Genomic DNA, 25,686 nt, shown 5'->3' on the forward strand with positions numbered 1-25,686 from the left:
GTTCGCGGTCCTGGATGACGGCGCAGATCCTGGCGCCGCTCCCGATGCTAGCAGCCGATCGCGGCGGTGTTGCGCCAGTTTTGTGACGCTGTCTGCGGATCTCGGGTGGCGTCCCACCAGCTGGATGGTGGTTTAACCGGAAACAAACGTCCGTCAGTCGGGATGCGCCGCGATGTGGTGAGGCGGCGAACAGGCAGGGCATACAGGCAGCGCCGCGTGCGCCTCCTGCATGCACGCGCTGCCGCGGCTGCAGATGCCGCACAGGCGAGGGACATGTGCGCAGCGGCATAATGACGTTTTCCCAAAGGAGCGCGCGATGACGGCGACCCCCTTCGACCTGTTGATCAGCGATTGCGACGGCGTGCTCGTCGACAGCGAAGTGCTGGCCGACCGAGTGATGCTCGACGCGCTGGGCGCCTATGTGCCGCGGGCCGAACTGGAACGCTTTCTCGCCGGCAGCTTCGGCCTCACCGCGCAGGAGATCGTGCAGCGCGTGCAACGGCAGTACGCGCTGACGTTGCCGCCGGGCCTGTATCAGGAGATCCGCGCGCGCTCCGAAGCGCTGATCGCGGCCGAAGTGCAGCCGATCGACGGCGTGCGCGAGGCCTTGCTGGCGTTGCCGCTGCCGCTGGCCGTCGCCTCCAACAGCATGCGCGAGAGCGTGGTCGCCTCGGTGGCGCGTGCCGGCCTGCACGAGCGCGTCGGCGAGCGCATCTTCAGCGCCGACATGGTGGCGCGGCCCAAGCCCGCGCCGGACGTGTATCAGCTGGCGGCGCGCACATTGAACGTGGCGCCGGAGCGCTGCCTGGTGATCGAGGACAGCGCCACCGGCGCCAGTGCCGCGCTGGCCGCGGGCATGACCGTGATCGGCTTCACCGGCGCCGCGCATATTCCTGCCGGGCATGCGGCGACCCTTCGCCAACTCGGCGTGGCCGCGGTGATGGAACACATGCGCGAGCTGCCGCAGACCTATGCGGAACTGGTGCGGGCCGCGGCGGCCTGAAGAGCCGGGATTCGGGAATGGGGATTCGGGAATGGGAGGTTTCCGCGAGTGCCTGGCATCGCGGAATGTCGCTCTGTTCGTAGGAGCGGCTTCAGCCGCGACGCGCTATCGGTAAGGCCTCGCGGCTGAAGCCGCTCCTACAACAGCGCCGCGGCGATGCCTGTCGCCAGGCATTGCCGCGTCAGAACGAGAGCCGCCGTGTGATCCGGTCGAATCGCCAAACGCCGTCAGGCGTCCCACCAATCCCCAATCCCGACTCCCTAATCCCAGCCCCTCAACAACAGCGGAATCCGCTCTTGCCGCCATACCTTGCCTCCTGGCGCTCGCGGAAGAAGGTCTTGTAGTCCATCGGCTCGCGGTCCGGGTGCTTCTCGAGCATGTGCCGCACGTAGTTGTCGTAGTCGGGGATGCCGCAGCACAGCCGCGCGGTCTGCACCAGGCGCCGCCACAGCCGGCGGTGCGCCTGGTACTGGCCGACCGGAACCAGTGCGCCGCTCATTACAGGTCCGCCATCTGGTGCGGCTGCAAGGCCACGTACGGGGTTTCCCTGTCGCTGCGCTGCGGGGTGCGGCGGGCGGCGAGGATGGTCTTCACCGCGTAGATCAGCACGGAGAACACCACGAACAGGAACAGGGCGGTCAGCCCGGTGTTGACGTAGGCGTTGGTCACGATCTGCTGCATCTGCGCCACCGTCTTGGCCGGCGCGGTGATCGTGCCGCTGGCGATCGCGTCCTGGAACTTGTGCGCCTGCGCCAGGAAGCCCTGCGCTGGGTTCGGGTCGAAGATCTTGATCAGCCCCGCGTAGGTGGTGCAGATCAGCAGCCACAGCGCCGGCACGATGGTGACCCAGGCGTAGCGGTCACGCTTCAGCTTGAACAGCACCACGGTGCCAAGCATCAGCGCGATGCCGGCGAGCATCTGGTTGGAGATGCCGAACAGCGGCCAGAGCGTGCGGATGCCGCCGTACGGATCCTTGACCCCGGTGTAGAGCAGATAGCCCCACAGCGCCACACAGCCGCCGGTGGCGACGATGTTGGCGGCCCACGATTCGGTCCGCTTCAGCGCCGGCACGAAATTGCCCAGCAGGTCCTGCAGCATGAAGCGCCCGGCGCGGGTGCCGGCATCGACCGCGGTGAGGATGAACAGCGCCTCGAACAGGATCGCGAAGTGGTACCAGAACGCCATCATGTCCTCGCCCGGCAGCAGTTGGTGCAAGATCTGCGCGATACCGACCGCCAGGGTCGGGGCGCCGCCGGCGCGGGCCAGGATGGTGGTCTCGCCGATGTCGCGGGCGGTGGCTTCGAGCACCTCGGGGGTGATCGCAAATCCCCATTCGCTGACCTTGGCCGCGACCGCGACGACGTCGTTGCCGACCATCGACGCCGGCGCATTCATCGCGAAGTACACGCCCGGCTCGATGATCGAGGCGGCGACCAGCGCCATCACCGCGACGAACGATTCCATCAGCATGCCGCCGTAGCCGATGTAGCGCATATGGCCTTCGTTGGCGAGCAGCTTGGGCGTGGTGCCGGAGGAGATCAGTGCGTGGAAGCCGGACACCGCGCCGCAGGCGATGGTGATGAACAGGAACGGGAAGATGCCGCCAGTCCACACCGGGCCCATGCCGTTGTGTGCGTATTGCGTCAGCGCCGGCATCTTCAGGTCGGGCATGACCACCAGGATGCCGATGGCCAGGGCGATGATGGTGCCGATCTTGAGGAAGGTGGACAGGTAGTCGCGCGGCGCCAGCAGCAGCCACACCGGCAGCACCGAGGCGACGAAGCCGTAGCCGATCAGCATCCAGGTGATCTGCACGTCGGTGAAGGTGAAGGCCGGGCCCCAGGTGGGATCGGCGGCGACCTTGCCGCCGAACCAGATCGCCGCCAGCAGCAGGATCAGGCCGACGATCGAGATCTCGCCGATCTTGCCGGGGCGGATGTAGCGCATGTACACGCCCATCAGGATCGCGATGGGCATGGTCGCGATCACCGTGAACATGCCCCATGGGCTTTCCGCCAGCGCCTTGACCACCACCATCGCCAGCACCGCCAGGATGATGATCATGATCAGGAAGGCGCCGAACAGGGCGATGGTGCCGGGGACCTGGCCCATCTCCTCGCGCACCAGGTCGCCGAGCGAACGCCCATTGCGGCGGCTGGAGAGGAACAGCACCACGAAGTCCTGCACCGCGCCGGCGAACACCACGCCGACCACCAGCCACAGCAGCCCGGGCAGGTAGCCCATCTGCGCGGCGAGTACCGGCCCGACCAGCGGTCCGGCGCCGGCGATGGCGGCGAAGTGGTGGCCGAACAAGACGTGCTTGTTGGTCGGCACGTAGTCCAGGCCGTCGTTGTTGAGTACCGCGGGCGTGGCCCGGGTGGGGTCGAGCTGCATCACCTTGTTGGCGATGAACAGGCTGTAGAAGCGGTAGGCGATCAGGTAGATCGAGACCGCGGCCACCACGATCCACAGCGCATTGATGTGTTCGCCGCGGCGCAGGGCGATGGTGCCCAGGCAGAACGCCGCCAGGATGGCGAGTGCGGCCCAGGCCAGCTTGGAAAACCCTTTCATGCAGAACGCTCCCCCAGAGATTGCCGCAAGGGTCGCCCCGATGGCCTGGGGGGTCAATGGCGGGGGCGGTCAGGGGCCTAGTACTTTGGTCGTAGACAGCCCTTGTGACGCGATTGGAGAGAGTGAGGGTTCGCGCGTCGCAACGCTTCAGCCCCTCTCCCCCCGGGAGAGGGGTTGGGGTGAGGGTACGGAGCGAAGCCCTCGCGAAACCAGTTCGCGCCATGGGGCAGTGCACGAGGCTGCGCCCGCACCCTCATCCGCCCCTGCGGGGCACCTTCTCCCGGAGGGAGAAGGGATTCATGGCTGCGACGGCACAAGGGGCGCGGCTGCTTGCGCCCCTCTCCCCTCGGGAGAGTGGTTGGGGTGAGGGTAGGTGCGAAGCCCGCGCGAACTCAGCTTGCACCATGGGGCGGTGCGCGAGGTTGCGCCCGCACCCTCATCCGCCCCTGCGGGGGCACCTTCTCCCGGCGGGAGAAGGGATTCATGGCTGCGACGGCACAAGGGGCGCGGCTGCTTGCGCCCCTCTCCCCTCGGGAGAGGGGTTGGGGTGAGGGTAGGGGCGAAGCCCGCGCGAACTCAGCTTGCACCATGGGGCGGTGCGCGAGGTTGCGCCCGGACCCTCATCCGCCCCTGCGGGGCACCTTCTCCCGGCGGGAGAAGGGATTCATGGCCGCGACGGCACAAGGGGCGCGGCCGCTTGCGCCCCTCTCCCCTCGGGAGAGGGGTTGGGGTGAGGGTAGGGGCAAAGCCCGCGCGAACTCAGTCTGCACCATGGGGCAGTGCGCGAGGTTGCGCCCGGACCCGTATCCGCCCCTGCGGGGCACCTTCTCCCGGAGGGAGAAGGGAGTTCATGGTCTCGACAGGACAAGGGAGCGGCCCCACCACACCGGATGGAACGATGGGTTGCGCCGGTCGCGGTTGGGCGCGGTGGCGGCGGCACCCATGGTGGGGATCTCATCAGGAGATCGTCCACCATGACCGCGTCCACCACCGTCGCCCCCGCGCGCATCCTGCGCGCCATCCGCGGCCACGCCACCGCCGACGGCGATGGGGTCAAGCTGACCCGCGTCATCGGCGGCGCTGCGTTGCCCGAGCTGGATCCGTTCCTGCTGCTCGACGAGTTCGGCACCGACCGGGCCGAGGACTGCGTCGGCGGCTTCCCCAGCCATCCGCACCGCGGCTTCGAGACCGTCACCTACATGCTCGACGGACGCATGCGGCACAAGGACAACCACGGCAACGAGGGTCTGCTGACCCCAGGCAGCGTGCAGTGGATGACTGCCGGCCGCGGCCTGGTGCATTCGGAGATGCCGGAGCAGGAGGAAGGGCGCATGCGCGGCTTCCAGCTATGGGTGAACCTGCCGGCGCGCGACAAGATGAGCGCGCCGCGCTATCAGGAGTTCGCGCCCGAACGCATTCCGGTGGCGCAGCCGGCGCCGGGGGTGACGGTCAAGGTGATCGCCGGCCAGGTCGGCGAGGTGCACGGCCCGATCGCGCAGCCGGCCACCGATCCGCTGTATCTGGACATTGCGCTGCACGCAGGCGCGTCCTGGGCGTTCGAACTGCCGTCCGGGCACAACGCCTTCGCCTACATGTTCGAGGGCGAGGCGGCGCTGGGCGAGGGCGAAGCGGCGCGCGTGCTGCCGGCGCAGACGCTGGCCGTGCTCGGCGGCGGCGACCTGCTGCAGCTGCAGGCCGGCGCGCAGGGCGCGCGGCTGATCCTCGTCGCTGGCCGGCCGTTGCGCGAGCCGGTCGCGCGGCATGGGCCGTTCGTGATGAACACGCGCCAGGAGCTGATGCAGGCCTTCGTGGATTTCCAGGAAGGGCGTTTCTGAGGGCGTGGTTCGCACCGTTTCTGGTGCGAGGTTTGTTTCCTCGTAGGAGCGGCTTCAGCCGCGACAGGGCACTGCCGGCAGCAAGGCCCTGTCGCGGCTGAAGCCGCTCCTACGCCATGTCGCAGCCCATCGCGAAGCGCGCCGGCTTCAGCGCTCCAGCGCCAGGCTCGACTGACGCATGTCCAGGCCCCGCACCAGCGACTGCAGGGTCTGCAGTTCCTGGGTGTCGGCGGCGTCGATCCAGACCTGGGCGAACTGGCCCTTCTTCAGCTCCGCGATCGCGATCCGGCGCGAGGCCAGGCCCGGCAGCTCCGCTCCGCCGAGGTCCGGCCGGTACCAGTACACCTGCTCACCGGCGATGGCGCCCTTTTCCTCGCGCAGCGTGCGCTGCAGCGGAATGTTCGGGTCGCGTGCGGTGAGCATCATGCCCAGCACCTGACGTCCCTCGGCGTCGCTGGCGCGGCAGACGATGAATCCCTTGTCGCTGCGCTCGCTCCACTGCAGCTTGCTCTGCGGCGGCAGCGGTGGGCAGTTCTGTGCCTGCTGCGCGGTGGCGGCAGCGGCGGGCAGCGCCGCCGCAGCGGTCAGCAGTGCCTTGCGCAAGAGTGTCTTCATTCGCGATGTTCCCCATACGCCGCGATGCGACGCGTTCGATCCATACGCACGCCTGTGGCGTCGTCTGCGGGAGCGCCCCATCCTGTGCGGGATCCCGGCAGTGCATCTCCCGACGCAGTGCGTGTCCCGTGTGCGGCCACGCGCACGCGGCCGCGGTTGCACCATAGCCCAGCGCCGCGCAGCTGACAATTGGGATGGGAATTCCGGAATATCCGCACGCGCGGTACGGCGTGGCGGCACCTGCCCGGCTGCGCCGACCGGGCGGTTCCGGCGCGAATGGCAGGGGCTGACGAGGGCAGTTGGCGCACTCGCGGGCGGCGCCAAAGCCCGGATGCGCGCCTGCTGCGGCTCAGCGGCGGGGTTCGGGCAGCGGAATGAATTCCTGGTCGTCGCCGGGGATCGTGCCGAAGCGGCCCTCGCGCCAGTCCTGCTTGGCCTGCTCGATGCGTTCCACCGAACTGGACACGAAGTTCCACCACAGGTGGCGCGGGCCATCCAGCGGTTCGCCGCCCATCAGCATCGCCTTGAGCGGGGTCTTGGCGCGCAGCCGCCCGCGCGCGCCGGGCTCGGGCAGGACCAGGTGGCGCGCGGGGATGTCCACGCCGTCCAGTTGCGCCTCGCCCTCCAGGATGTACAGCGAGCGCTCGGCATGCCGGTTATCCAGGGCGATTTCCGCGTCTGCGTCCAGATCCAGGGCCACGTTGAGGGTGTCGGCGAACACCGTCACCGGCGACTCCTCGCCGTAGGCGCGGCCGGCGATCACCCGCAGCCACGCGCCGTCGCGGCGCTGCTGCGGCAGGCTGGCGGCCGGGTGGTGGTAGAACGCCGGTGCGGTCTCTTCCGCCGATTTCGGCAGCGCCACCCAGGTCTGCATGCCGTGCAGCGGATGCGCGTGCTCGCGTAGCGTGGTTGGCGTGCGTTCGGAATGGGAGATGCCGCGGCCGGCGGTCATCCAGTTGACGTCGCCGGCGCGGATCACCTGATCGGAGCCGAGCGAATCGCGGTGGCCGATCTCGCCGGACCACAGGAAGGTGACCGTGGCCAGGCCGATGTGCGGGTGCGGGCGCACGTCCACGCCATGGCCCGGCTCGAACACCGCCGGCCCCATGTGGTCGATGAACACGAAGGGGCCGACGCTACGCGCCTGCACGCTGGGGACGGCACGACGCACTTCGAAGCCGCCGATATCGTGGACGCGGGGGGCGATGAGGGTGGGCATGCGGATGCTCGCGGTCGCAAAAACGGAAGCGAAGCTTCGCATGCGCGGACGCTCGCGTTGCGGCGCCACGGCAAGACGGACTGTCCCGGATGCGCTCATGCGCGGCGCCGATCCCCGACGTGCGCGCGCTATGTCGCGCGGTTATGCCGGCGTCCCGGAATCGCATAGTGCGAATTGCGCGCACTTCTTGTCTGCGACGCAGCGGTGGGCCTGTGAATAATCGGCGCGCGTCGTGGCCGTTCGCACGGGCGAACTCATAGCACATGGCGCTGCATCGATCCCTCTTCCCCCGAAGGAGCACCCACATGAAGCATGTCGCATCGCATATCCGCTGTCGCCGCGCCGTCTGGTCGCGCCTTGGCCTGCTGCTGCTCGCAGGCGCGGCGTTCGCGGCGCAGGCGCAAGGCGTGCCGAACATGAACGTGCCCACCGAGATCATCAACGATCTGTGGGGCGCGAAGGCCTTGTTGGTCACCGGTGGACAAGGTGCCGGCTGCTATCCGGTCGCCAACGGCCATCGCGTCGCCGGCCCGACCCTGCGGACCAATATCCGCTACACGGCGATCGGCATGGCGACCGCCGATTGCGCCGTCGGTAGCGGCATCGCCAGCGTCAATCTGCAGTTCCTCGCGCGGCCGCGCCCGGCAGGCATGTACATCCAGATCGTCGACAACGGCATCGTTATCAGCAATCGATGATCGATGTGGCCGCCGGCCACGGCGCCCGATTCAGAACAGCGACGGCGTGTCGGCGGCCGGCACCACCACCACCTCGCCGCGGCGCGAGGCCAGCCGGTCGGCCAGTCGGGTCGGTTCCGGCAGGCGGTAGCCGCGCAGATAGCGCTGGGTCCATTGCAGCGCGCTGTCCACCGCCACGCGGTGGCCGGGCGAGACGATCAGCGGATTGCAGCGCAGCTTGCTGCGCAGCGCCCAACCGACCACTTCGCCGCGATGCACGATGGGGCTGTGGTCGCCGGCCTGCGTGCCGGGTTCCTCGAAGCGGCCGGCCAGCAGCGTCTTGGCCACGCCGATGCTGGGCAGCCCGGTGACCACGCCGAAGTGCGCGGCAATGCCGAGCCGACGTGGATGGGCGATGCCCTGGCCATCGACGAATACCAGGTCCGGCCGCTGCCGCAGCAACGCCAATGCGGCCAGCAGCGCGGGTAGCTCGCGGAAGCTGAGCAGGCCCGGCACGTAGGCCATCGAGGTGGGCACGCGCGCGATCTCGGCCTGGTGCGGCTGCAGGGTCTGCGCATCGAGCAGCACCGCGGCCGCACGGGTGACCTGGCCGTCGTCCTCGAAGCCGACGTCGAAGCCGGCCAGCCACCGCGGCAGATCGGGCACGTCGTCCTGCAGGCTGACCTGACGCGCCAGCGTCGCCTGCAGCGCGCGCGCCTGCACGATGCTGCCGTCCCAATCGCCGAACACGGAGTGCGAAGAGGTTTCCATGCGCCGATGATCGCGCCGCGTTCGTGGCTGGGGTGTGGAGAGGCGGGGATTGGGGATTCGGGATTGGGGATTCGTAACAGCATGAGCTCCGGCACGTCGTGCGGCCCGGCGTGGCCTGGTCGCCAGCGACCGACGGGAACCGGCTCTGGCGATTCCCCAATCCCGAATCCCCAATCCCCGCCACCGGCTACAATCCAGGGCCGCACGACCCACGCATCCCCCAACGGAGACCGTCGCAGTGACCCGCAAACTCGTACTGTTGCGCCATGGCCAGAGCCAGTGGAACCTGGATAACCGCTTCACCGGCTGGGTCGATGTGGACCTGACCGAGCAGGGCCGCCAGGAAGCGGCCGCCGCCGGCCGGCTGATGCGCGAAGAGGGGCTGCAGTTCGACGTCGCCCACACCTCGGTGCTCAAGCGTGCCATCCACACCTTGCAGGGCGCGCTGAAGGAGCTGGACCAGGACTGGCTGCCGGTGCACAAGAGCTGGCGCCTCAACGAGCGCCACTACGGCGGCCTGCAGGGCCTGGACAAGGCCGAGACCGCGGCCAAGCACGGCGAGGACCAGGTCAAGATCTGGCGCCGCTCCTACGACATCCCGCCGCCGCCGATGGACGCCGAGGATCCGGGCCATCCGCTGCACGACCGTCGCTACGCCACCCTGGACCGCAATGCGCTGCCGGCCACCGAGTCGCTGGCGACCACGCTCGAGCGCGTGCTGCCGTACTGGCACGACGCCATCGCGCCGCAGCTCAAGGCCGGGCAGACCGTGCTGGTCACCGCCCATGGCAACTCGCTGCGCGCGCTGTACAAGTACTTGAACGACGTGTCGCGCGAGGAGATCCTCGAGCTCAACATCCCCACCGGCATCCCGCTGCTGTTCGAACTGGACGACAGCCTGCAGGTGCAGTCCTACCGCTACCTGGGCGATCCGGAAGCGGCGAAGAAGGCGGCCGAAGCGGTGGCCAACCAGGGCAAGGCGAAGTAAGCGCCACGATCGGCACGCGGCCGGAAGGAGCAAGCGATGGGTGGATTCAGCATCTGGCACTGGCTCGTGCTGTTGGTCATGCTCGGTGTCCCACTGCTGATCGGCGTGGTGGTGTGGCTGGCGATCCGTGCCCAGCGGCGCCGGCCGGCGGCCGCGGCGCCACCGCCGTTGCCGCCCGCCGCTTCGGTCGAACAGCGCTTGCGTGCGCTGGAGCAACTGAAAGCGCAGGGCCTGATCGACGCGGCGGAGTACGCACGCCGGCGCGAGCAGATCCTGTTCGCGTTGTGAGTGCATGGCGCCGCGGCAAGCGGCGCGTCTTCGCGGTCTGACCAGGCACGGCGCAGTGCGCGTGCTCGCAACGCGCGGCGTGTCGCATGCGGCGTGCGTTGCTGCATCCGCGTGACCACGTGGTGACGCCGGGACGTGCTACCAGACGCAACTGGTGAGCAGCAGGTCGGGCTGTACCTCCACCCAGTGCAGGCGATGCCGTTGTCCGACCGGCAAGGCCGGCGCCAGCGGCGTGGCGATGCGCGTGTCCAGGCTGCCACTGGCCGGATCGCAGCCTTCGATGCGCAAGGCGTCGAAGTCGAACAAGCGGCCGACGGTCGCCGCGGCGGCCTTGTAGAAACTTTCCTTCGCCGAGAAGCCCAGGGTCAGCGCATACGGCCAGTCGCGGACACGGGCGAGACCGGCTAGCGCGGCGCAGTCGCTGGCATCCAGGGCCAGGCTGCGGATCGCTTCGAGCTGGTCCGCGGCCACCACGCGTTCGACGTCCAGGCCGATGCCCTGTGCCCCGGCGGATACCGGCATGGCGATGGCGACCGCCAGGCCGTCGGTATGCGAGAGGCTGCCGAGAAAGCCGGTGGGCCAGACCGGTGCGCGGTCGACACCGATCGGCAGATCGGCTGCCGTGCTGCCGGCGGCCCGCAGCGCGGCGAGCGCCGCGCGCCGTCCGGCCAGGTACTCGGCCTGGCGCTTGCGCACGCTGCGTGCGATCGACGCCGGCTGCTGCAGGCCGTGGCGCTGGAAATCCGCGCTGTCGAAGGCATCGACCTCGAACGCCAGCAGCCAGGCATCCGGCACGGCGATGCGATGCGCGCCGAGGGCAAGGCGGGCGAACGGCGGTGCGACGGGAGCCAGGGCATCCATGACCCTAGCTTAGAGCGTGCGCTGGCCGTTGCGGGCGTGCGAAGCGGCCCACGGGGCGCGGCAGGCAGGCGTCGCGTCGGTGACCTGCTTCCGCCACGATTGAACTAGATGCAGCTTGCCCGGTAGGAGCGGCTTCAGCCGCGGCGGGCGTTACCGGGAAACGCCCCGTCGCGGCTGAAGCCGCTCCTACAGGATAGGTCCCGCAGCGTTGCCTTCAACCGTCGCCGACGTCCACCCACACCCGCATTTCGCCCTCGCCGCGATTGGCCCAGGCGAAGTAGGGCACGAAGGTCAGGGTCTGCGGCCGCCGCGTCGGTGGCGGCGCATCGTAGCGGTACAGCGGCGCGGCTGCGGCGTCGACGTCGCCGTGCAGGCGTTCGCCACTGGCTTGCAGCAGCACCTGGCCGGCCAGTGCGCCGGTGCCGGGCACCGTCTGCAGTGTGGCGCTGGACGGCAGGCGCAGCTGATGCAGGTCGGCGCCGTTGTCGGCCTGCTCCAGGCAGTACACCAGCGGTCCGCGTTGCACGGCGACCTTGCCGGCCAGGTGCCGCACGCGCGGGTGCCCGCTGACCCGCATCGGCGGCATCGGCAGGCGCAGTTGCAGGGTGTCGCCGGATTGCCAGCGCCGGCGCAGCACGCAGTAGCCATGCTGGCGATGCACGTCGATCGCCACCGGTTCGCCGTTGAGCTGCAGGTGCGGCGCCTGGCACCAGTCGGGCAGGCGCAGGGCCAGCGCCGCGTCCACCGGTGCGCTGCAGTCCACGTCGAAGGCGATCGTGTCCTGCCACGGATACTCGCCGCGCTGACGCAGGGTCAGGGTCTGCCCACCGACCTCGAACAGCGCATCGCTGCCGACGTAGAGGTTCACGTAGAGCGTGTCGTCGCGGCGGGTGTACAGGTAGTGGCCGAGCGAGGTCAGCACGCGGGCGATGTTGGGCGGGCAGCAGGCGCAGCCGAACCAGCGCTGGCGCACCGGCTTGACGTGGTCGAAGGTGTGGTTGCCGTGCACCGTGAGCGGGTGCACTTCCAGCGGATTGACGTAGAAGAAGTGGCGGCCGTCCAGCGCCATGCCACCCAGCACCGTGTTGTACAGCGCCCGCTCCATCACGTCGGCGTAGCGGCCGTCCGGCGCCAGCTGCAGCATGCGGTTGGCGAACATCATCAGCCCGATCGAGGCGCAGCTCTCGTTGTAGGCGGTGTCGTTGGGCAGGTCGTAGTCGACGCTGAAGGCTTCGCCGTAGCTCTGCGCGCCGATCGCGCCGGTCAGGTACATCTGCCGCTGCGTGGCGTTGTCCCACAGCCGCTCGCAGGCCGCGCGCAGGGTGGCGTCGCCGCTGTGCCGGGCCAGGTGCGCCACGCCCGCGTACAGGTACACGAAGCGCACCGCATGGCCGACCGCGGTGTCCTGCAGCGCCACCGGCAGGTGCGCCTGGCTGTAGGCCTTGTCCTGGATCATCCAGGCCGGGCCGTGCCCGCCCCAGAAGAAGGTCTGGCCGCGCTTGGCGTATTCTTCATCGTAGTAGTGCGGCGTGGTGCCGCGCTGTTCGACGAAATAGCGCGCCAGCGCCAGGTAGCGGGCTTCGCTTGTCGCTTCGTACAGGCGCATCAGCGCCAGTTCGATCTCCGGATGCCCGGGGTAGCCGTGCAACTGCGTCGGGCCGGGTCCGAACGTGGCGTCGATGTGATCGGCGAGCCGGCACACGATGTCGAGCAGGGCACGCTTGCCGGTGGCCTGGTAATAGGCCACACCAGCCTCGATCATGTGCCCGGCGCAGTACAGCTCGTGGCACTCGGCCAGATTGCTCCAGCGTTCCTGCGGCGCCTTCACGGTGAAGTAGGTATTGAGGTAGCCGTCGGCCTGCTGCGCGGCGCCGATCAGTTCGATGGTGGCGTCGGCATCGCGCTCCAGCGCCGGATCGGGATGCTGCGCCAGCAGGTAGGCCACCGCTTCCAGCCATTTGGCCACGTCGCTGTCCTGGAACACCATGCCGTAGAACGCGCCGTCGCTGCGGCCGGCGGCGATGCGGAAGTTCTCGATGGCATGGCTGGGTTCGGCATCGGCGACGTTGTCGTTGAGCGCGTCCCACTGGTAGGGCAGCACCACCTCCTGCACCAGGCGCTGGTAGCGCTGCCAGAACGGGTCGGCGATGCGCAGGTGGGCGAGCGGCAGTTCCGGGGACGGCACGGGCGAATGCGGCATGGAGCGGAGATCCTGAAGGGTGGGGGAAGGTCAGTGCACCGGGCGCGCGGCCAGATCGGCGGCGATGTTTGCCAGCAGCGGCCGGCGCAGCCGGCAGCGCAGGATCACCGCGGCCAGCAACAGGTGCAGGCCGGCGGGGATCAGGGTTTCCAAGAGGGTGATGGCCTGCAGCGAGGCCGGGCTCTGCTGCGCGGCGCCGGCGCGGTAGCCGGCGTAGACGAACAGCGCGCTGATCACCACCGCGCTCGAGGCCCAGGCCAGCTTGATGCAGAACAGGTTGAAGGCGAAGTTGATGCCGGACGAGCGCACCCGGTTCTTCCAGGCGCCGTAGTCGTCGGCGAAGGCCATCAGCGAGAAATGCAGCGGCAGCGCGAAGCCCAGCACCAGGCAGTGCACGAAGATCACTCCCAGCCACAGCGTCTGCTGCGCCGGCCCGGTGGGCAGCCACCATTGCGCCACGCCGAACGCGGCCAGCGCCAGGTTGGTGTGCAGGTACAGCGCCAGCGGGTCGAAGCGGCGGCACAGCGCGTTGACCACGATCGCGCCGAGCACCGTGGCCAGCGCCACCATCGCGAAGAACAGCGAGGCATAGCCGCTGCTGCCGCCGAGCACGTAGGTGATGAAGTACAGATAGGCGCCGCCGCGGATGTTGTACACGTTGATCAGCAGGAACGACATCAGCAGCACCAGCCGCAGCTGGTCGTTGCGCAGCAGGCCGCGCAGGTGCGCGCCGATGCCGGCACCGCCGAGCAGGCTGACCGGCACGCGCTCGCGCACGGCGAAGAAGCAGCCCAGGAACATCGCCACCGCCAGCGCCGCCAACAGGCCGACGCCGAGCTGGTAGCCGCGCGCGGCGTCGCCGTTGCCCAGCTCCCGCACCAGCCACGGCAATCCCACCGACACCAGGAAGCCGGCGATGCCGCACAGCACGAAGCGCCAGGATTGCGCCGAGACCACGTCGCGGTGGTCGCCGGTCATGCTGTTGATGAGCGCGCAGTAGGGCACGTTAATCGCGGTGTAGCACAGCGACAGCAGGAAGTAGCTGGCGAAGGCGTAGGCGATCTTGGCGCCGGCGCTCAGTTGCGGCGCGCTGAAGGTCAGCACGCAGGCGACGCCGATCGGTACCGCGATCCACAGTTGCCAGGCGCGGAAGCGGCCCCAGCGGCTGCGGGTGCGGTCGGCGATCAGGCCCATCACCGGATCGGACACGGCATCGGCCACGCGCAGCACGGTGAACAGGGTGCCGACCAGCGCCGGGGTCAGGCCGAACACGTCGGTGTAGAAGAAGGTGAGGAAGTTGGCGATCAGGCAGGTGACGACGGTGCCGCCGGCATCGCCGAGGCCGTAGCCGAACTTCTCCAGGCGCGACAGGCGCGGTGCAGTCGTGGCCGGTGCGGCGTCTGCGGCATTGGGGCCGATTGCGGTCGCGGTCAACGGGGCGGCTCCTGGCGCGCCCGGTCCGGCGCCAGCGCAAAGTGGCATGGCGGCGCAAACGCGACAAGAGTCTATGCGGTATAAAATCGGCACGATTCCGACCATGGCCGCCGGGCCGCCAATGAGCGGTGCCAGCCATTTAATTGCTGCAGTGCAGCGTCGCGCAGGCGAGGGGAGACGTTTCCGACATGCTCGAGTTCGCCGTCGCCTATCCGATCCGGGTCCAGAACGGAGGCCTGTTCATTTCTCGTGGCGTGGGCGCGCATCCGGCGCGGGTGATCCAGTCCTATGAGTTGATCTTCGTCGAGCGCGGCATCCTTTCCCTGCGCGAACAGGACAACGACTTCCATGTCGGCCCCGGCGAGACGCTGCTGCTGTGGCCGGGCCGCGCGCATACCGGCCTGGGCCAGTTCCCGGACGACCTGCGCTTTTACTGGGTGCATTTCGAACTGGAGCCGAGCCTGCCGCAGGCGGACAACGCGGTGGCGCTGTCGATGCCGCAGCGCACCGCGATCCGCGATCCGGAGCGCTTCGTCGGGCTGTTTCGCTGGTTCCTGGCCGAGCAGGAGGAGCGGCGCACGCTGCCGATGCTGGAGCCGATCGTACTGTCGATGCTGCAATGCGTGGCCGGCGCCTGGCCGGATCCGCACGCGTCCGAGCGCGCCGGGGTGGCGCTGGCGTACCGCGCCAGGCAGCTGATCGGCACGCAGTTCCACACCGCGCTCACCGCCTCGTCGCTGGCGGCGCAACTGCACTGCAATCCGGATTACCTGGGCCGCATCTACCGGCGCAGCTTCGGCACCACGTTGACCGAGGCGATCCACCGCCAACGCATCGCCTTCGCCGAGAAGCTGCTGCTGGTCAACACCTGCGCGGTGGACGACGTGGCGCAGCGCGCCGGCTTCAGCGACAGCGGTTACTTCCGCCGCGTGTTCCGCCAGCGCCTGGGCATGACGCCCAGTGCGTATCGGCGGCTGTATTGCAAGGAGCACATCAATTCGGGCTGAGGTTCTTGCGGGTGCGGTGTGCGTGCCGCATGTCGCGCACCGCTTTGCAGGTGCGCGCGCGTCGGTTGGCTGCCGTGGCGATGCGCAGCCTGCCTGCGTCGTAGGAGCGGCTTCAGCCGCGACGGGCTTTCCATGGGAAGGCTCCGTCGCGGCTGAAGCCGCTCCTACAGTAAACGAGGCTTTTGGTTGCTAGCTCAGGGCTCTCATGGGAACGCGCCGTCGCGGCTGAAGCCGCTCCTACGGTAGGGCGGTGCGGCGGCTGGCCGCGCTAGCTCAGTTGCTGGCCGATCTCGCGCGCCATCGCGTTCAGCGGCAGGATCTTCTCCGCGCCGCCGCGTTTGATCGCTTCCTTGGGCATGCCGAACACCACGCTGCTCTGTTCGTCCTGGGCCACGGTGCGTGCGCCGGCCTGGCGCATCTCCAGCAGGCCGACCGCGCCGTCGTCGCCCATGCCGGTCATGATGATGCCCAGTGCGTTGCCGCCGGCGGCGCGCGCGGCGGAGCGGAACAGCACGTCCACCGACGGCCGGTGCCGGTTCACCGGCGGCCCGTCCAGCACTTCGACGAAGTACTGCGCGCCGCTGCGACGCAGCAGCATGTGCTTGCCGCCTGGCGCGATCAGCGCGCGTCCCGGCACCACGCGGTCGTTGTTGGCCGCTTCCTTCACCGAGATCTGGCACAGCGTGTCCAGGCGCGCGGCGAAGGCGGCGGTGAACTTCTCCGGCATGTGCTGGACGATGACGATGCCGGGGCTGACCCGCGGCAGCGCGGTCAGCACTTCCTCCAGCGCCTGGGTGCCACCGGTGGAGGTGCCGATCGCCACCACCCGTTCGGTGGTCTGCGACAGCGCGCGGCCGCCCTGCGCCGGCAGGATGACATCGGCGGTGTGCTTGATCTCCGGCTCCGCCGGCGGCTGTGCCTGACGCACCGCAAGGCGCTTGACGTTGGCGCGCGCGGCGCTCTTCACCGTGGCGATCATCTCCTCGGCCGAGTCGGTGAGGAACTGCTTGAGGCCGAGCTTGGGCTTGGTCACCACCGCCACCGCACCGGCCCCCAGCGCGTCCATGGTCACCCGCGCGCCCTTCTCGGTGAGCGTGGAGCAGATCACCACCGGGGTGGGCCGCTCGCTCATGATCTTGCGCAGGAAGGTGATGCCGTCCATCTTCGGCATCTCCACGTCCAGCACGATCACGTCCGGCCACTGATGGCGCATCTTGTCCATCGCCAGCAGCGGGTCGGCCGCGGAGGCGATGACCTCGATGCCGGGCGCGTCGTTGAGCACGGCGACCAGCACCTGGCGGACCACCGCCGAATCGTCGATCACCATGGCCTTGATCGTGGTGGTCATGCGCGGTTCCCTCCTGGGACGTCGTGGTTCATGGTTTGCGGTACACCGACGGCGCGATCTGCACCACGTCGCTGTTGACGTCGTTGAGGCTCTCGGAGTGGCCGATGCAGAAGATGCCGCCGCGCTTGAGCGCACCGAGCACCCGCGTCACCACCTCGCGCTTGGTCTGGCCGTTGAAGTAGATCATCACGTTGCGCAGGAATACCACGTCGAACTGGCCCAGGTTGGGGAGTGAGGCATTGAGGTTGGCGTGCAGGAAGCGCACGCGGTCGCGGATCTTGCGGTCGATCAGCAGGCTGCCTTCGTATTCGCCGCGGCCCTTCAGGCAGTAGCGCTTGAGCATGGCCGGCGGCATGTGCTCGATGCGCAGCAGCGGGTAGTGGCCGGTGCGCGCCTTGTCCAGCACGCGGGTGCTGATGTCGGTGCCGACCACCTCGTAGGGGCGGCCCTGCAGGGTGTCGTCCAGCACCATGGCCATGCTGTAGGCCTCCTCGCCGGTGGAGCTGGCCGCGCTCCAGCAACGGAACGGCATGCTGCCGGTGTGCGCGGCGGCGACGCTGCGCAGCAGATCGAAGTGCTTGGGCTCGCGGAAGAAATAGGTTTCGTTGGTGGTCAGCAGGTCGATCGCGGTCTGCACCTCGCCGCTGCCCTCGCGGCTTTCCAGCAGCTTGAGGTACTGGGTGTAGGTCTGCAGCGAATGCGCCTTCAGGCGCTTGCCCAGGCGTCCGCACAGCATGGCCTTCTTGGCCGGCGAGATGGTGATGCCGGCGGCGTCGAAGATGAAACGCTGGAACCGGCCGAATTCCTGCTCGGTGATGGTGTCGTGGCTGGTCATGGTCTTGCCGGTCAGTGGGTGGAGGCGGAAGCGGGGGCGTTGGTGTTGCCGATGGGGCCGGGCTCCTGCAGCAGGCGCTGGTGCTCCAGCAGCCAGGCATGCAGCGCGCCGCCCCCCAGCGGGCGCGCCAGCAGATAGCCCTGGCCGAAGTCGCAGCCCAGCTCCTGCAGCAGGTTCCAGTCCTCCACCGTTTCGATGCCCTCGGCGACGGTATGCAGCCCCAGCCGTTGGGCCATGCCCAGCGCCGATTCGAGGACCGTGCGCAGGTTGCGGCTGCGGTGCGCGTCGTGGACGAAGATGCGGTCGATCTTCAATTCGGTGAAGGGAATGCGGGTGAGTTGCTGCAGCGAGGAGAAGCCGGTGCCGTAGTCGTCCAGCGACAGGCCGAAGCCTTGCAGCCGCAGCCGCGCCAGCATGCCCAGCGCGCTGCCGCAGACCAGCGAGCTTTCGGTGATTTCCAGCACAAGGTCGGAGGGGGCCAGGCTGTGCTTGCGCAACAGCCCGAGCAGTTCGTCGAGCAGGTTCGGGTCCTGCAGCATGCTCGGCGACAGGTTCAGCGCCAGGGTCAGTTGAAAGCCGTCCTGTTTCCAGGCGGCCAGCCGCGCCATCGCCTGATCGGCGACGCAGGCGGTGAGGTCATGGATCAGGCCCTCGCGTTCGGCCACGGCGATGAAGCGGTCCGGCGGGATCGGCCCGATACTGGGATGGCGCCAGCGCGCCAGCGCTTCCACTCCGCCGACGCGGCCGCTGCGCATGTCCACTTTTGGCTGGTAGGCCACCTCGATCTCGCCGCGCTGCAGCGCCTCGCGCAGCATCTCCGCCATGGTCGCCTCGCCGGGCGCCTCGGCCTCGTGCCGCGGTGCTGCCGGTGCCAGTGGCGCGTGCGCGCGCACCGCCGCGGCCAACTGCTCGGCGCGCAATGGCTTTTCCAGCCCCGCCAGCACCTGCAGCCCGTTGCTGCGGCCGACCTGCAGCACCGAATCGATCAACGCCGCGCCGCGCTGCGAGGCGACCACGATCGGCACGCGCATGCCGCAGCGGGACAGCGCCTCGAGCAATTGCACGCCGTCCATGCCGGGCATTTCCAGGTCCACGATCAACAGGCCCAGCGGCGTTCCCTGGGTGATCCGCGCCAGCGCGGCATGGCCGTCTGCCGCGCCTTCCACCGTGGCCGCCCCCATCCGCATGCACAGCGCCAGCGCGTGTTCGCGCTGGACCTGGCTGTCGTCGACCACCAGGACCGTGCCGAAGTGGTGCAGGGCGGCGATGTCGGCGGCCGTAGGCATGCGGAGTCCGGGGAGGGGGAAGGGCAGGGCGCTGTACGGCGAAGGCCGATCAGGCGGCGATGCCTTCTTCCAGATGGGCGTCGAGGGTGGCCATGCTGGCGAACTCCTGGGGCGCCAGCACTGCGTCGGCGGCGAGCAGGATCACGAAGCGCTCGCCGACCTTGCCCATGCCGTGGATGAAATCGCGGCGGATGCCGGTGCCGAACGCCGGCGGCGGCGCGATGTCGGCGGTGGCGATCTCCAGCACCTCGCTGACCGCGTCCACCAGCAGGCCGAGCACCTGGCGCTCTTCGCCGGCGGCCACCTCGATGATGACGATGCAGGTGCGCTTGCTGATCTCGCTGGGCGCGCGGCCGAAGCGTTGCTGCAGGTCCACCACCGGCACCACCGCGCCGCGCAGGTTGATCACCCCGCGCAGTGCGGGCGGCATCATCGGCACGTCGGTCGGCGTGCGGTACTCGATGATCTCCTTGATGCCGAGGATGCCGACGCCGAACATTTCCTTGCCGAGCAGGAAGGTCAGGAATTGGTCCGTCGCCAGGTCGCTGGCGTCGGAGGAGGAGAGCGAAGCGGGAGCGTTCATGGCCATGTCTCAGAAGGTTTCGAAGTGGGCTTCGTCGAGCGAGTCGGCCAGGACAAGTTGGCCGTTGGCGACGCGGGCGATCGGCTTGGCACCGGCGTGCGCGCTGCGGCCGCGGCCGGCGCCAGGACGGCGCGCCGCGGTCCTGACCGGCGGAGTGCCGTGCACCTTGAAGAAGCTCATCAGCTGCTGCAGTTGCTCGGCCTGCGCGCTCATCTCCTCGGCCGTGGCGGCCAATTCCTCGGAGTTGGACGCGGCCTGCTGCGTGGTCTGGTTGAGCTGGCCGACCGCGGCATTGATCTGGCCGACGCCGGAGGTCTGTTCCTCGGAGGCGGCGGTGATCTCCTGCACCAGGTCGGAGGTACGCTTGATCGACGGCACCATCTCGTCCAGCAGCTTGCCGGCGTTCTCGGCCAGTTCCACGCTGGAGCTGGCGACGTCGCCGATCTCCTGCGCCGCGATCTGGCTGCGTTCGGCCAACTTGCGCACTTCCGCGGCCACCACGGCGAAGCCCTTGCCGTGCTCGCCGGCGCGGGCGGCTTCGATCGCCGCGTTCAGCGCCAGCAGGTTGGTCTGGTAGGCGATGTCGTCGATGATGCCGATCTTCTGTGCGATCTGCTTCATCGCCTGCACGGTCGCGCGCACCGATTCACCGCCGTCCAGCGCCTGGCTGGAGGCCTTGCTGGCCATGCCGTCGGTGATCTTGGCGTTTTCGGTGTTCTGCGAGATCGACGCGGTCATCTGCTCCAGCGAGGCGCTGGTCTCTTCCACGCCGGCGGCCTGTTCGCTGGCCGCCTGGCTCAGCGACTGCGCGGTGGCGCTGACCTCTTCCGACGCGCTGGCCAGCGATTCGGCATTGCCGTTGACCTCGCTGACCACCTGCGACAGGCGCGCGATGGTGTCGTTGATGTAGTTCTTCATTTCGGCGTAGGCACCGTCGTAGTGCTTGTCGATGCTCTGGGTCAGGTCGCCGTCGGCCAGGCCGCCCATCACCCGCACCACGTCCTGGATGCTGCCGCCGGTGGTGGCCGCCAGCTCGTTCAGGCCCTGGCCCATCTCACGCTGGAACCCGGCTAGGCCGTCCAGCGCGATGCGCTCGGAGAAGTCGCCGCGGTTGGCCGCCGCGACCACGCGGCGCTGGCCGTCGATCACCAGCTTCAGGCGGTCGACCATGGTGCGCATCGCATACAGCGCGCTGCCGGTGTCGTTGGCGCGCACTGCCACCTCCAGGTTGAGGTCGCCCTGCGCCACCTTGTTGGCGATCTCGGCCACGTAGGCCGGCTCGCCGCCCAGCAGGCGGGTGAGGAGGCGCACGATGACCACCGCGACCACCGCGCCCAGCAGCAACGCCACCACGATGGTGGCGATGATCAGCGAGCGGGCCGACGCGTACAGTTCGTCGCCGCGGTCGCTGGCATCCTGGCCGCCCTTGACGTTCAGGTCCACCAGCTTGTCGATCGCCTCGGCGGTGCTGCGGAAGATCTGCCGCTGCTCACCGTTCAGCACCGTCATCGCCTCCTGGGACTTGCCCTGCGCGGTGAGCGCCAGCACCTGCTTGTGCAGTTCGCTGTAGCGGTCGAAGTTCTTGGCGAAATCCGTGTACAGCGCCTGCTCTTCGGGCGAGGAGATCAGCGGGATGTAGGTCTTCCTGTTGTTCTCGAACGCCTCGAGGGTCTTGATCATGCGCGTGTCGTAGTCCTGCATCTCGGCCGGGCTGGTGGCGACGACCCGCTGCAGCTCGAGCAGGCGCAGCTTGTTGAAGTTCGCGCTCATTTCCTCGACGTTGCGCACGCTGGGCATCCAGTTGGTGGCCAGCTCGGTGGAAGAGCTATTGATCCGGGCCATCTGCAGCGTGGCGAAAATGCCGGTCCCCAGCAACAGCAGCAACACCAGGCCGAAGCCGATGCCGATGCGCGTGCCGATTTTCATGTGCGTGAACATCGTATTCCCCTGGATGTGATGTTGTGGAAGTTGGAGATCAGAACGTGTCGAAGTGGGCTTCGTCCGGCGCCGGCACCAGCGCCAGGCCGACGTCACCGAACCCACGCTTGCGCGCCGGCGCCCGGCGCGACGGATTGCCGGAAACAGCGGCCGGGCGCCGTGGCGCCACGACTTCCTTGGTGCGGAAGAAACTCATCAACTGCTGCAACTGCTCGGCCTGGCCGCTCATTTCCTCGGCGGTGGCGGCCAGTTCCTCGGAGTTGGCCGCGGCCTGCTGGGTGGTCTGGTTGAGCTGGCCGACCGCGGCGTTGATCTGGCCGACGCCGGAGGTCTGTTCCTCGGAGGCGGCGGTGATCTCCTGCACCAGGTCGGAGGTGCGGCGGATCGAGGGCACCATCTGGTCCAGCAGCTTGCCGGCATTCTCGGCCAGCTCCACGCTGGACTCGGCGACCTGGCCGATCTCCTGCGCCGCCACCTGGCTGCGTTCGGCCAGCTTGCGCACTTCCGCGGCGACCACGGCGAAACCCTTGCCGTGCTCGCCGGCACGCGCGGCCTCGATCGCCGCGTTCAGCGCCAGCAGGTTGGTCTGGTAGGCGATGTCGTCGATGATGCCGATCTTCTGCGCGATCTGCTTCATCGCGGTCACCGTCGAGCGCACCGCGTCGCCGCCTTCGTTGGCTTCGCGGGCGGCCTTGGCGGCCATGCTGTCGGTGACCTTGGCGTTCTCGGTGTTCTGCGCGATGGAGGCGGTCATCTGCTCCAGCGAGGCGCTGGTCTCTTCCACGCCGGCGGCCTGCTCGCTGGCCGCCTGGCTCAGCGACTGCGCGGTGGCGCTCACCTGCTCGGAGGCACTGGCCAGGGCGTCGGCGTTGATGTTGACCTCGCTGACCACCTGCGCCAGGCGCGCGACGGTGGCATTGACGCTGTCGCACAGTTCCTTCAACTGGCCCTGGCCCTGCACGTCCGCCACGCGGGTCAGGTCGCCGGCTTCGATCGCCTTGAGCACGGCGCCGGCCTCGTTCAGCGGACCGATCACCGTGTCCAGGGTCAGGTTGACGCCGTCGACGATGCGACGGAAGTCGCCTTGGTGCAGGCTGCCATCGGCACGCACGTCCAGGCGTCCGGCCGCGGCCGCGTCGACGAGCAGGCTGGTGTCGCGGATCAGCGCGCGCAGGTTGGCACGCACCTGTTCGACGGTGTCGCTGATGAACACCTTCTTGCCCGGGAAGGTTTCCAGCGGCGCGTCGAAATTGCCGCGACCGAATTCGGCGATGCAGGTCATCGCCTTCTTCTTGGTGGCGATGTGGTCGCCGACCATGCGGTTGATGCCATCGGCCATGCTGCGGAAGTCGCCTTCGAAGCGGTGGCTCTCGATCACCACGTCGATGTCGCCGGCATCGTGCTGCGCGGACATGTGCTTCATCTGCGCGATCAGCCCCTGCATGTTGCGACGCACCTGCTCGACGATCTCGTTGATGAAGATCTTCTTGCCCGGGAACGTCTCCAGCGGCGCATCGAAGTTGCCGCGGCCGAACTCGGCCACGCAGCCCAGCGCCTTCTTCTTGGTAGCGATGTGGTCGCCGACCATGCGGTTGATGCCCTCGGCGATGATCCTGAACTCGCCGTCGAAGCGGTGGCTCTCGATCACCACGTCGATGTCGCCGGCGTCGTGCTCGCGCGACATGCGCACGATCTCGTCGTTGATCTGGCGCACGCCGGTCTGCACCTGGCGCAGCGCCAGCAAGATCTCGCAGGCCTGATCGTTGCGTAAGGTCGGCATCACCACCTCGAAATTGCCGTTGGCAAAACGCGCCAGGGTAGTGGTGGCGATGCGCAGCGAGCGGGTAATGGCATGGACGATATAGGCCAGCACCGCAGCGGCGAGCACCGTGGCGCCGATGCTCAGCGCCAGGGTCTGGCCGGCGGGCAGGCCGAGGGCGAACCCGCACGCGGCGGCGGCCAAGGGCAGCGCGACGGCGATGGCCGAACCGGTCCATAGCTTGGAGGACAGCGAAAGGGAGTTGGACATGCCGAAGTACCTTGTGCGGAGTGAAGATGCATCGGCCTGCCGGCCGGTGCGGAGAGGGTCAGAACGAGACGAACGCGGCTTCTTCCAAACGTGCGGCCTGGGCCGTGGCAGCGGGGCCGCCGAAGCTGCGCGAGCGGGGCGCGCGCTGCATCGGCGTCGGCAGACGTCGCGGTTGCGAGGCCTGCGCCGCAGTGGTGGTGGCGCCGGTGGTGAAGAAACTCATGAGCGTTTGCAACTGTTCGGCCTGGCTACTCATTTCTTCGGCCGTGGCGGCCAATTCTTCAGCGTTGGCAGCAGATTGCTGTGTTGTCTGGCTGAGCTGAACCACCGCGGCGTTGATCTGGCCCACGCCGGTGCTCTGTTCCTCGGAGGCGGCGGTGATTTCCTGCACCAGGTCGGAGGTGCGACGGATCGACGGCTCCATCTCGCCGAGCAGGCGCCCGGTGGTCTCGGCCAGGTTCACGCTGGTGCCGGCGACCTGGCCGATCTCTTGCGCCGCCACTTGGCTGCGTTCGGCCAGCTTGCGCACTTCCGCGGCGACCACGGCGAAGCCCTTGCCGTGTTCGCCGGCACGCGCCGCTTCGATCGCCGCGTTCAGCGCCAGCAGGTTGGTCTGGTAGGCGATGTCGTCGATGATGCTGATCTTGCGTGCGATCTCCTTCATCGCGGAGACGGTGGCACGCACCGCCTCGCCGCTCTCGGCGGCCTCGCGCGAAGCCTTGCTGGCCATGCCGTCGGTGATCTTGGCGTTTTCCGCGTTCTGCGCGATCGAACCGGTCATCTGCTCCAGCGAGGCGCTGGTCTCCTCCACGCCGGCGGCCTGTTCGCTGGCCGCCTGACTCAGCGACTGCGCGGTCGCCGACAGTTCCTCGGCGGCGCTGGCCAGGGTGACGGCGTTGCCGTTGACCTCGTTGACGATGCCGGTGAGCTTGTCGATGGTGGCGTTGACATAGCGCTGCATGTCGGCGAAGGCGCCCTCGTAGTGGCCCTGCACCTGGCGGCTGAGATCGCCCTCGGCCATCGCGCCCATCACCTTGATCACGTCGCCGACGCTGCGCAGATTGCCGCGGGTCTGCTCGATGATCTCGTTGATGAACGCCTTCTTGCCGGGCAGTTGCGGCATCGGCGCGTCGAAGTTGCCGCGGCCGAACTCGGCGACCACGCCCAGCGCCTGCTTCTTGACCGCGATGTGCGCGGCGACCATGCGGTTGATGGCCTTGCCGATGGCGCAGAACTGTCCGTCCAGGTGCGCGCAGTCGATCTGCACGTCGATCTCGCCCCGGTCGTGCTCCTCGGACATGCGCGCGATCTCGCCGATCAGGCGCTTGAAGTTGCCGCGCACCTGCTCGAGGGTCTCGTTGATGAAGGCCTTCTTGCCGGGCAGCTGCGGCATGCCGGCGTCGAAATTGCCGCGGCCGAACTCGGCGACCACGCTCAACGCCTGTTTCTTCACCGCGATGTGGCTGCCGACCATGCCGTTGATGCCGTCGGCCATGCTGCGGAAGTCGCCCTGGAAGTGCGCGCTGTTGATGCTGGCGTCGATCTCGCCGGCTTCGTGCTGCTCGGAGACGCGGCGCATCTCGGCGATCAGGCCGAGCATGTTGCGCCGCACCTGCTCGATGGTGTCGTTGATGTAGGCCTTCTTGCCCGGGAACGCGGCCAGCGGGGCGGCGAAGTTGCCGCGGCCGAACTCGCCCACGCAGTCGATCGCCTGCTTGCACACACCGATGTGGGCACCGACCAGTTGGTTGATGTCGCCGGCCAGGGCTCGGTAGGCGCCGCTGGCCTGCACCGCATCCAGCATCACGTCGCAATCGCCGGCGGCATGCGCACTGGTCATGTGCGCGACGTCGGCCTGCAGCTGCCGCAGCGGCCGCTGCGCGGCGAGCAGCGCCTGGCCGATCTCGCTGCCGCCAGCCGTTGCGTCAACGCGGTCCAGTTCGCCCTGCGCCAGCGCCTGCAGGCCGGTGCGGGCCAGCTCCAGTTCGCGCTGCGCGGCGGCGGCTGCGTGCTGTGCCGCGCGTACGCTGCGGCCCAGCACCGCGGCGGCGACCAGCGTGGCCACGGCGATCAGGGTCCATGCAAGGGCGCCGCTCAGCGGCAGTGCCACCGCTGCGACGGCCGCGGCGGCGGGCAGGACGACGGCGGCAACGGCGGCCGTCGGTAGTGTGATAAGGCGCGTCCGGTTCTGGGACATG

General features: G+C 68.7%; 20 protein-coding genes and 2 pseudogenes. 6 read left to right on the plus strand and 16 right to left on the minus strand.

Annotated features, from left to right (window positions below):
* Positions 1-316: 316 nt before the first annotated feature.
* The gene (locus FHR66_RS05750) at positions 317-1,003 is read left to right on the plus strand and encodes an HAD-IA family hydrolase (RefSeq protein WP_160970144.1); all 687 of its coding nucleotides are present in this window, start codon (positions 317-319) and stop codon (positions 1,001-1,003) included.
* 274 nt (positions 1,004-1,277) lie between these two features.
* Here the strand turns inward: FHR66_RS05750 and FHR66_RS05755 are convergent, their stop codons facing one another.
* Both FHR66_RS05755 and FHR66_RS05760 read right to left on the minus strand, forming a co-directional pair.
* A complete protein-coding gene (locus tag FHR66_RS05755; protein ID WP_160970142.1) occupies positions 1,278-1,502 on the minus strand; it encodes a YbdD/YjiX family protein in 225 nt (74 codons plus the stop codon).
* Positions 1,502-3,574, minus strand: a complete 2,073-nt coding sequence (locus FHR66_RS05760) for a carbon starvation CstA family protein (protein WP_167087574.1) — start codon at positions 3,572-3,574, stop codon at positions 1,502-1,504. The genes FHR66_RS05755 and FHR66_RS05760 overlap by 1 nt, the downstream gene beginning before the upstream one ends.
* 974 nt (positions 3,575-4,548) lie before the next feature.
* On the opposite strand from FHR66_RS05760, the gene FHR66_RS05765 reads away from it, so the two are divergent.
* Positions 4,549-5,409, plus strand: a complete 861-nt coding sequence (locus FHR66_RS05765; RefSeq protein WP_160970138.1) for a pirin family protein — start codon at positions 4,549-4,551, stop codon at positions 5,407-5,409.
* A gap of 147 nt (positions 5,410-5,556) precedes the next feature.
* On the opposite strand, the gene FHR66_RS05770 is transcribed toward FHR66_RS05765, so the two are convergent.
* Entirely contained in the window at positions 5,557-6,024 is a 468-nt protein-coding gene (locus FHR66_RS05770) for a hypothetical protein (RefSeq protein WP_160970136.1), read from the minus strand.
* 349 nt (positions 6,025-6,373) lie between these two features.
* Positions 6,374-7,243, minus strand: coding sequence for a pirin family protein (locus tag FHR66_RS05775; RefSeq protein WP_160970133.1), 870 nt, complete (start codon positions 7,241-7,243; stop codon positions 6,374-6,376).
* 305 nt (positions 7,244-7,548) lie between these two features.
* On the opposite strand from FHR66_RS05775, the gene FHR66_RS05780 reads away from it, so the two are divergent.
* Positions 7,549-7,941 (plus strand): hypothetical protein, encoded by a 393-nt coding sequence (locus FHR66_RS05780; RefSeq protein WP_160970131.1) that lies wholly within the window; start codon positions 7,549-7,551, stop codon positions 7,939-7,941.
* A 30-nt stretch (positions 7,942-7,971) separates the two neighbouring features.
* Here FHR66_RS05780 and nfi read toward each other — a convergent pair whose 3' ends face one another.
* Positions 7,972-8,691 carry a deoxyribonuclease V gene (gene nfi, locus FHR66_RS05785; protein ID WP_160970129.1) on the minus strand — a complete coding sequence of 240 codons (720 nt, stop codon included), beginning with the start codon at positions 8,689-8,691 and terminating at the stop codon, positions 7,972-7,974.
* A 238-nt stretch (positions 8,692-8,929) separates the two neighbouring features.
* On the opposite strand from nfi, the gene gpmA reads away from it, so the two are divergent.
* Positions 8,930-9,679, plus strand: coding sequence for a 2,3-diphosphoglycerate-dependent phosphoglycerate mutase (gene gpmA / locus FHR66_RS05790; protein WP_150410911.1), 750 nt, complete (start codon positions 8,930-8,932; stop codon positions 9,677-9,679).
* 36 nt (positions 9,680-9,715) lie between these two features.
* Positions 9,716-9,967 carry an SHOCT domain-containing protein gene (locus FHR66_RS05795; RefSeq protein WP_160970127.1) on the plus strand — a complete coding sequence of 84 codons (252 nt, stop codon included), beginning with the start codon at positions 9,716-9,718 and terminating at the stop codon, positions 9,965-9,967.
* Between the two features lie 138 nt (positions 9,968-10,105).
* On the opposite strand, the gene FHR66_RS05800 is transcribed toward FHR66_RS05795, so the two are convergent.
* The 3 genes from FHR66_RS05800 to FHR66_RS05810 all read right to left on the minus strand — a co-directional run bounded on the left by FHR66_RS05800 (position 10,106) and on the right by FHR66_RS05810 (position 14,462).
* Complete coding sequence (locus FHR66_RS05800; protein WP_160970125.1) at positions 10,106-10,828, minus strand: 4'-phosphopantetheinyl transferase family protein; 723 nt, start codon at positions 10,826-10,828, stop codon at positions 10,106-10,108.
* Between the two features lie 214 nt (positions 10,829-11,042).
* A complete protein-coding gene (locus FHR66_RS05805) occupies positions 11,043-13,028 on the minus strand; it encodes a glycoside hydrolase family 127 protein (protein WP_160970123.1) in 1,986 nt (661 codons plus the stop codon).
* Positions 13,029-13,058: 30 nt separating this feature from the next.
* Complete coding sequence (locus FHR66_RS05810; protein ID WP_160970121.1) at positions 13,059-14,462, minus strand: MFS transporter; 1,404 nt, start codon at positions 14,460-14,462, stop codon at positions 13,059-13,061.
* 188 nt (positions 14,463-14,650) lie between these two features.
* Here FHR66_RS05810 and FHR66_RS05815 point away from each other — a divergent pair, with 188 nt between their 5' ends.
* Positions 14,651-15,469 (plus strand): helix-turn-helix transcriptional regulator, encoded by an 819-nt coding sequence (locus FHR66_RS05815; protein ID WP_160970119.1) that lies wholly within the window; start codon positions 14,651-14,653, stop codon positions 15,467-15,469.
* A gap of 268 nt (positions 15,470-15,737) precedes the next feature.
* Here FHR66_RS05815 and FHR66_RS05820 read toward each other — a convergent pair whose 3' ends face one another.
* The 8 genes and pseudogenes from FHR66_RS05820 to FHR66_RS05850 form a co-directional block, all read right to left on the minus strand.
* Positions 15,738-16,817 carry a protein-glutamate methylesterase/protein-glutamine glutaminase gene (locus FHR66_RS05820; protein WP_160970117.1) on the minus strand — a complete coding sequence of 360 codons (1,080 nt, stop codon included), beginning with the start codon at positions 16,815-16,817 and terminating at the stop codon, positions 15,738-15,740.
* A gap of 28 nt (positions 16,818-16,845) precedes the next feature.
* On the minus strand, positions 16,846-17,652 hold the full coding sequence (locus FHR66_RS05825; protein ID WP_160970115.1) for a CheR family methyltransferase: 807 nt from the start codon (positions 17,650-17,652) through the stop codon (positions 16,846-16,848).
* A gap of 11 nt (positions 17,653-17,663) precedes the next feature.
* Positions 17,664-18,938 carry an EAL domain-containing response regulator gene (locus FHR66_RS05830; RefSeq protein WP_167087576.1) on the minus strand — a complete coding sequence of 425 codons (1,275 nt, stop codon included), beginning with the start codon at positions 18,936-18,938 and terminating at the stop codon, positions 17,664-17,666.
* A 49-nt stretch (positions 18,939-18,987) separates the two neighbouring features.
* Entirely contained in the window at positions 18,988-19,521 is a 534-nt protein-coding gene (locus tag FHR66_RS05835) for a chemotaxis protein CheW (protein ID WP_202394951.1), read from the minus strand.
* Between the two features lie 9 nt (positions 19,522-19,530).
* A pseudogene (locus FHR66_RS21005) lies at positions 19,531-20,649 on the minus strand (methyl-accepting chemotaxis protein); the annotation flags it as partial.
* Between the two features lie 270 nt (positions 20,650-20,919).
* Positions 20,920-21,459, minus strand: a pseudogene (locus FHR66_RS21010) (MCP four helix bundle domain-containing protein); the annotation flags it as partial.
* Positions 21,460-21,496: 37 nt separating this feature from the next.
* Positions 21,497-23,488, minus strand: a complete 1,992-nt coding sequence (locus FHR66_RS05845; RefSeq protein WP_160970107.1) for a methyl-accepting chemotaxis protein — start codon at positions 23,486-23,488, stop codon at positions 21,497-21,499.
* 58 nt (positions 23,489-23,546) lie between these two features.
* Entirely contained in the window at positions 23,547-25,685 is a 2,139-nt protein-coding gene (locus FHR66_RS05850) for a methyl-accepting chemotaxis protein (RefSeq protein WP_160970105.1), read from the minus strand.
* Position 25,686 lies beyond the last annotated feature (1 nt).

This window comes from Xanthomonas sp. F4, assembly GCF_011761895.1.

Coding starts and splice junctions, on each gene's coding strand:
- FHR66_RS05750 (WP_160970144.1), top strand. CDS start 317: ATGACGGCGACCCCCTTCGACCTGTTGATCAGCGATTGCGACGGCGTG.
- FHR66_RS05755 (WP_160970142.1), bottom strand. CDS start 1,502: ATGAGCGGCGCACTGGTTCCGGTCGGCCAGTACCAGGCGCACCGCCGG.
- FHR66_RS05760 (WP_167087574.1), bottom strand. CDS start 3,574: ATGAAAGGGTTTTCCAAGCTGGCCTGGGCCGCACTCGCCATCCTGGCG.
- FHR66_RS05765 (WP_160970138.1), top strand. CDS start 4,549: ATGACCGCGTCCACCACCGTCGCCCCCGCGCGCATCCTGCGCGCCATC.
- FHR66_RS05770 (WP_160970136.1), bottom strand. CDS start 6,024: ATGAAGACACTCTTGCGCAAGGCACTGCTGACCGCTGCGGCGGCGCTG.
- FHR66_RS05775 (WP_160970133.1), bottom strand. CDS start 7,243: ATGCCCACCCTCATCGCCCCCCGCGTCCACGATATCGGCGGCTTCGAA.
- FHR66_RS05780 (WP_160970131.1), top strand. CDS start 7,549: ATGAAGCATGTCGCATCGCATATCCGCTGTCGCCGCGCCGTCTGGTCG.
- nfi (WP_160970129.1), bottom strand. CDS start 8,691: ATGGAAACCTCTTCGCACTCCGTGTTCGGCGATTGGGACGGCAGCATC.
- FHR66_RS05795 (WP_160970127.1), top strand. CDS start 9,716: ATGGGTGGATTCAGCATCTGGCACTGGCTCGTGCTGTTGGTCATGCTC.
- FHR66_RS05800 (WP_160970125.1), bottom strand. CDS start 10,828: ATGGATGCCCTGGCTCCCGTCGCACCGCCGTTCGCCCGCCTTGCCCTC.
- FHR66_RS05805 (WP_160970123.1), bottom strand. CDS start 13,028: ATGCCGCATTCGCCCGTGCCGTCCCCGGAACTGCCGCTCGCCCACCTG.
- FHR66_RS05815 (WP_160970119.1), top strand. CDS start 14,651: ATGCTCGAGTTCGCCGTCGCCTATCCGATCCGGGTCCAGAACGGAGGC.
- FHR66_RS05820 (WP_160970117.1), bottom strand. CDS start 16,817: ATGACCACCACGATCAAGGCCATGGTGATCGACGATTCGGCGGTGGTC.
- FHR66_RS05825 (WP_160970115.1), bottom strand. CDS start 17,652: ATGACCAGCCACGACACCATCACCGAGCAGGAATTCGGCCGGTTCCAG.
- FHR66_RS05830 (WP_167087576.1), bottom strand. CDS start 18,938: ATGCCTACGGCCGCCGACATCGCCGCCCTGCACCACTTCGGCACGGTC.
- FHR66_RS05835 (WP_202394951.1), bottom strand. CDS start 19,521: ATGAACGCTCCCGCTTCGCTCTCCTCCTCCGACGCCAGCGACCTGGCG.
- FHR66_RS05845 (WP_160970107.1), bottom strand. CDS start 23,488: ATGTCCAACTCCCTTTCGCTGTCCTCCAAGCTATGGACCGGTTCGGCC.
- FHR66_RS05850 (WP_160970105.1), bottom strand. CDS start 25,685: ATGTCCCAGAACCGGACGCGCCTTATCACACTACCGACGGCCGCCGTT.